The 6,230-nt window shown below is 72.2% G+C and carries 1 protein-coding gene and 1 pseudogene; both read left to right on the top strand.

All coding sequences use genetic code 11. The features are described 5' to 3' along the window. Window positions 1–476: pseudogene (locus GTP90_RS34460) on the top strand (sel1 repeat family protein); the annotation flags it as partial. A 1-nt stretch (window position 477) separates the two neighbouring features. Further along, window positions 478–6,230: Ig-like domain-containing protein (locus tag GTP90_RS37485; RefSeq protein WP_161087734.1), on the top strand; the 5,753-nt coding region annotated here is incomplete at its 3' end.

Raw genomic sequence — 6,230 nt, 5'->3', positions numbered from 1 at the left:
CCGACGTGCCGGCCGACCTGCCGCGCGCGCGCGCCTGGTTCCAGCAGGCGGCCCAGGCCGGCATCGCCGAGGCGCGCTACCGGCTGGCCATCATGCAGTCGCAGGGCGACGGCGGCGAGGTCGACCGCGACGCCGCGCTGTTCGGCATGGAAAGCCTGGCCGCCGAAGGCTATGTGCCGGCCTACCTGCCGACCGCCGTCCTGTACGCCCACCTGCCGCCGCAGCCGGACACCGGCGCGCTCGGCGCCGACCACCTGGCCAAGGTCTACCTGTGGGCCAGCGCCGCCAGGGCCCGCCTGCGCGACCCGGCCTTGCTGGACGCCACCGCACAACTGCTGGCCAACGTGCTGGCCGTCATGCCGTCCGCATGGCAGCCCGGACTGGACCGCCAGGTCGCCGACCATCTCGCCAAATTCGCCGCGCCAGGCACCGCCTTGAACCCCAACCGCGCCCCCAACGCATCCCCAGGAGTCTGACATGAACCATCCCTTGTTCCCCGCCGCCGGCGTGCGCCGCCCCTTGCGCCCGGCCTCGCAGCTGCTGCCGCTGGAGCAGCGCTTCATGTTCGACGGCGCCGTGGCCGACGCCGCCCACGCGGCCCAGCACGACACGGCGCCGCCGCCGGTGCCGCCGGCCGTGACGGTGCGCGCCATCGATCCGGCCCGCGACGACGGCAAGAAGGAAGTGGTGCTGGTCGACACCTCGGTGGCCAACTACAAGAGCCTGGAGGCGGGCGTGCGCGACGGCATCGGCATCGTCGAGTTCGACGGCAGCCGCGACGGCCTGGCGCAGATCGCCCTGTGGGCGGCCGGCCAGCGCGGCCTGGACGCGATCCACATCCTGTCGCACGGTTCCGAGGGCACCGTCAACCTCGGCACCGCGCGCCTGACCGACGCCGCGCTGTCGTCGGCCAGCGTGCAGGCGGAACTGGCGCAGCTGGGCCAGGCGCTGAGCGCCGACGGCGACCTGCTGCTGTACGGCTGCGACGTCGCCGCCGGCGACCACAACGCGCTGGTGGCCGACCTGGCGCGCATCACCGGCGCCGATGTCGCGGCCTCGCGCGACGCCACCGGCGCGGCGGCCATCGGCGGCAACTGGACGCTTGAAACGCACGCCGGCAAGATCGACACCAAGGCGCTGGACCTCGCCGACTACCAGGGCCTGCTGACCACGATCAGTTTCACCGGCAGCGACGCCGACTACAGCTCGACCACCGTGGTCAAGCAGGTCAACGGCCAGAACGTCACGTTTTCCGGCGGCGCCAGCGCCGGCGGCCTGGGCTTTGACGGCACCTACGGCAGCGGCGGGCTGTACGCCTACCAGGGCCCCACCAACGAAGTCAAGCTGACGGTCAGCATCGCTTCCGGCTACACCTTCGACATCAGCTCGTTCGATGTCGGCGTCCTGTCCCACTCGCTGACGATCGACCTGACGTACGGCGACAACACCACCGACACGCTGACGGTGAACTCGCTGCTCAACAGCTGGCAGACCGTGCTCAATTCCAGCCTGAGCAAACCGATCAACGACGTCAAGCAGGTGGTGTTCAGTTCGGGCGATTTCGGGCTGTTCCAGAATTTCGACATCACCGACGTCAAGGCCATACTGCACCCGCCCACGGTCACGGTCACCGGCGCCAGCCTGTCGGCCGACACCGGCACCAGCGGCACCGACTTCATCACCAAGACCCCCGCGCAAATCATCAGCGGCTCGCTGTCGACCACGCTGAGCACGGGCGAAAAGGTCCAGGTCTCGTACGACAACGGCAGCAGCTGGAGCGACGCCACCACCTACACGGTCGGCTCCAGCAGCTGGAGCACCACCACCACGCTGGCCGGCAGCAACACCTTCCAGGCCCGCGTCACCAACGCCGACGGCTCCAGCACCGCCTACACGCACAGCTACACGCTGGACACCACGGCGCCCACCACCAGCTTCACCGCCATCGCGCTGTCGGCCGACACCGGCACCAGCAGCACCGACCTGATCACCAGGACCGCCAGCCAGACCATCACCGCCACGCTCAGCGGCGCGCCGGCCGGCACCGACATCGTCTGGGGTTCGGTCAACGGCGGCAGCAGCTGGACCGACGTCACCAGCAAGGTGGCCGGCACCACGCTGACCTGGAACGGCGCCACGCTGGGCGCCGGCAGCAGTTCCATCGCGTTCAAGGTGACCGACGCGGCCGGCAACGACAGCGGCATCAGCTCGCAGACCTACACGCTCGACACCACCGCGCCCACCACCACCGTGGCCAGCGCCAGCTTCTCCAACGACAGCGGCACCTCGTCGTCCGACTTCATCACCCGCACCGCGGCGCAGGACCTGAGCGGCACGCTGTCGGCCAACCTGGCCAGCGGCGAGTCGGTGCTGGTCTCGCTCGACAACGGCGCCACCTGGGCCACCGCCAGCGCCACCGTGGGCCAGAGCACCTGGTCGCTGACCGGACGCACGCTCACCGCCAGCAACACCCTCAAGGTCAAGGTCAGCGACACCGCCGGCAACGACGGCAGCGTGCTGAGCCAGGCCTATGTGTACGACACCGCGGCGCCCACCATCACCTTCAACAGCCTGGCGCTGTCGGCCGACACCGGCGCCAGCAGCAGCGACTTCATCACCAAGACCGCGTCCCAGACCATCGCCGCCACGCTGAGCGCCACGCTGGCGGCCGGCGACATCGTCTACGGCTCGCTGGACAACGGCGCCAGCTGGACCGACATCACCGGCAAGGTCAGCGGCACCACCCTGCTCTGGAACGGCGTCACGCTGGCCGGCAGCGACACCTTGCAGCTGAAGGTGGTCGACGCGGCCGGCAACAGCGGCAGCGCCCAGACCCAGGCCTACACGCTCGACACCGCCCCCCCGGCCACGCCCGGCACGCCGGTGCTGGCCACGGCCAGCGACACCGGCGCCTCCGGCAGCGACGGCATCACCAACGACACCACGCCGACGCTGAGCGGCACGGCCGAGAACGGCAGCACCGTCACCGTGTTTGACGGCGCCACGCTGCTGGGCACGGTCACGGCGGGCGCCGGCGGCTGGACGCTGACCACCGGCGCGCTGGCCGAGGGCAGCCACAGCATCACCGCCGTCGCCACCGACACCGCCGGCAACGCCACGGCCGCCTCGGCCGCGCTGACCGTCCTGGTCGACACCACCGCGCCGGCCGTCACCTCGGTGGCGGTGCCGGCCAACGGCACCTACTACAACGGCGACCCGCTGAACTTCACCGTCAACTTCGACGAGGCGGTCACCGTCGACACCAGCGGCGGCACGCCGCGCATCGCGCTGGTGGTCGGCGCCACCACCCGCTACGCCAGCTACGTGTCCGGCTCGGGCACCAGCGCGCTGGTGTTCCGCTACACCGTGCCCAGCGGCGACGTCGACGCCAACGGCATCACCGTCGGCGCGCTGTCGGTCAACGGCGGCACGCTGCGCGACACCGCCGGCAACGACGCCGCGACCACCCTCAACAGCTTGCCCAGCACGGCCGGCGTGGATGTCGACGGCACCAGCCCCAGCGTGACGGGCGTCAGCGCCACCACCGCCAACGGCAACTACGCCGCCGGCCAGACCATCACCATCACGGTGGACTTCTCCACCGCGGTCAACGTCGACACCAGCGGCGGCACGCCCACGCTCACGCTCGACAGCGGCGGCGTCGCCAGCTACGCGGGCGGCTCGGGCAGCAGCACGCTGACGTTCACCTACGTGGTGGGCGCCGGCCAGAACAGCGCCGACCTCGACTACAGCTCGAGCGCCGCGCTGGCGTTCAACGCCGCCACCATCACCGACGCCGGCGGCGCCCACCGCCCGGCCGACCTGACGCTGGCCGCGCCCGGCACGGCCGGCTCGCTGGGCGCCAACAAGGCCATCGTCATCGACACCGCCGCGCCGTCCAACACGGTGGCCGGCGCCGCCCTCTCGGCCGACACCGGCACGTCCAGCACCGACTTCATCACCAAGACCGCGGCGCAGACCATCAGCGGCACGCTGGCGTCCAACCTGGCGGCCGGCGAGCACGTCTACGTGTCGCTCGACAACGGCGCCACCTGGACCCAGGCGGCCGACAGCGCCGGCACCAACACCTGGTCGCTCAGCGGCCAGACGCTGGCCGGCAGCGGCACGCTGAAGGTGCGCGTCAGCGACGACGCCGGCAACAACGGCGCCGCGTATGCGCAAGCCTACGTGCTCGACACCACGGCGCCCACCACCGGCTTCAGCGGCATCGCGCTGTCGGCCGACACCGGCGCCAGCAACACCGACCTGGTCACCAACACCGCGGCGCAGACCATCACCGCCACCCTCGGCAGCGCGCCGGCCGCCGGCGACATCGTCTACGGCTCGCTGGACAACGGCGCCACCTGGACCGACATCACCAGCAAGGTGTCCGGCACCACGCTGAGCTGGAACGGCGTCACGCTGGCCGGCAGCGACACGCTCCAGCTGCGCGTGACCGACGCCGCCGGCAACAACGGCGCCGCCACCAGCCAGGCCTACGTGCTCGACACCAGCGCCCCGGCCACCAGCGTGGCCAGCGCGGCCTTCTCGGCCGACAGCGGCGTCTCGTCGACCGACTTCATCACCCATACGGCCGCGCAGACGGTCAGCGGCACGCTGTCGGCCAACCTGGCGGCCGGCGAGTCGGTGCTGGTCTCGCTCGACAACGGCGCCACCTGGACCGCCGCCAGCGCCACCGTGGGCCAGAGCACCTGGTCGCTGGCCGGGCGCACGCTCACCGCCAGCAGCACCCTGCAGGTCAAGGTGAGCGACACCGCCGGCAACGACGGCCCCGTGCTCAGCCAGGCCTATGTCTACGATACCGCCGCCACCGTGGCCACCGTCGATACGCTGCAGACCATGAGCCTGACGCCGGTGCTGACCGGCAGCGCCACGCTGGCCGCGGGCGAAACCATGACCGTCACCGTGGGCGGCGCCACCTACAACGTGGTGCCGGCGGCCGGCACGTGGAGCCTGGACCTGTCGAGCGCGGTGCCGGCCAGCGGCGCGCTGGCGCTGGCGCTGAACAACCGCTACCAGGTGGTGGCCACCGTCACCGACCTGGCCGGCAACACCGCCAGCGACATCAGCAGCAACGAGCTGACGGTGGGCACCATCGTCGTGCCGGTCACGCCGCCCACCACCGCCGTGACGGGCGCCGCGCTGTCGGCCGACAGCGGCGCCAGCGCCAGCGACTTCGTCACCAACGTGGCCGCGCAAAGCCTCAGCGGCTCGCTGTCGGCGCCACTGCTGGACGGCGAATCGGTGCGGGTGTCGCTGGACGGCGGCGCCAGCTGGCAGAGCGCCAGCGCCAGCGGCAACAGCTGGTCGCTGGGCGGCGTCACGCTGAGCGGCACCGGCCAGTTGCAGGTCAAGGTCAGCAACGCCGGCGGCGACGGCGCGGTCTACACCCAGGCCTATGTGCTCGACACCGCGGCGCCGGCGGCGCCGACGGTTAACGCCCTGACCGCGCCGACCACCACCCCGACGCTGAGCGGCTCGGCCACGTTGGCCAGCGGCGAGCTGCTCACCGTCAGCGTCGGCGGCGCCTCCTACCAGGTCGCCGTCAGCGGCGGCAGCTGGAGCCTGGACCTGGCGCACGCCACGCCGTCGTCCGGCGCCCTGTCGCTGACGGCCGGCCAGCGCTACGACGTCGCCGCGGTGGTCACCGACCTGGCCGGCAATGCCAGCCGCAGCGCCGGCGGCGGCCAACTGCTGGTCGAAGGCCCGCCCGCCACGCTGGTCACCAGCGCCGCGCTGTCGGCCGACAGCGGCGCCAGCGCCAGCGATTTCATCACCAACGTGGCCGCGCAAACCATCGGCGGCACGCTGTCGGCGCCGCTGACGGCCGGCCAGCGGGTCGAGGTGTCGCTCGATGGCGGCGCCACCTGGCGCAACGCCTCGGCCGCGGCCGGCGCGGCCAGCTGGTCGATCGCCGCCACCCTCGGCGGCAGCAATGTCCTCATGGCGCGCGTCAGCAACGACGCCGGCCACGGCGCGGCGTTCCAGCAAGCCTATACGCTCGATACCAGCGCCCCGCTGGCCAGCCCGACCGGCGGCACGCTGTCGTCGGACGGTGTGCTCAGCGGCGGCCTGTCGGCGCCGCTGGCGGCCGGCGAATCGGTGCTGGTGTCGCGCGACAATGGCGCCAGCTGGCAGCCGGCCAGCGTGTCCGGCGGCGGCTGGTCGTCGGCCGGCGGTGCCGGCAGCACGGTGCTGGTCGCGGTGCG

Source organism: Duganella vulcania (assembly GCF_009857655.1).
Lineage (GTDB): Bacteria > Pseudomonadota > Gammaproteobacteria > Burkholderiales > Burkholderiaceae_D > Rugamonas > Rugamonas vulcania.
Note: the sequence above shows the minus strand (reverse complement) of the source record. Positions and strands in the feature narration are given on the sequence as shown.